This window comes from Xanthobacter autotrophicus, from assembly GCF_029991245.1.
Taxonomy (GTDB): Bacteria; Pseudomonadota; Alphaproteobacteria; order Rhizobiales; family Xanthobacteraceae; genus Xanthobacter; species Xanthobacter autotrophicus_C.
Genome location: NZ_JAIVFO010000386.1, coordinates 1 through 427, shown reverse-complemented (window position 1 = coordinate 427; position 427 = coordinate 1). Strand labels below are relative to the sequence as shown.

The window sequence follows — 427 nt, the reverse complement described above, 5'->3', positions numbered from 1 at the left end:
CAATAGCTCTAGTAGAAATAAAAAAGCCTGGCGCATTGAGAGTGCCAGGCCTGCTGTTTAATACGGGAATTCTATTGAAATCCCGCGATACCACTTAACCGCGGCAAGAAGAAGGCAGATATTTCGCGGGCGTGCCGCTGCAGGTCCAAGTGATCGTTCCGCCGGTGGTAAGGCCATTCAAGACCACGGTGGCACCGGAAGCTCCACCAATTGCGGATTGAGCACCGACCACAGAGATAAGCGCACCGCTCGTAACAGTACCGACTCCGGCAGCGCTGACTTTACCGACCACCGCGACAGCGCAGTCCGAACTAAGACCGGTAGGGAAACCGCCATTGGCCTGGAACGACTCCGTCACGCACGTACGTGCCGAGCTGGCAGCGAGGACCAGTTCCGACACCTTGGCGCGGACCGTGTAGTCCTGATA

1 protein-coding gene is annotated in these 427 nt (G+C 57.1%); it reads right to left on the bottom strand.

Annotated elements, in window-relative coordinates:
- Window positions 1–94: 94 nt before the first annotated feature.
- The coding region (locus K9U41_RS23345) for a pilin (RefSeq protein WP_282643216.1) at window positions 95–427 on the bottom strand (333 nt) is incomplete at its 5' end.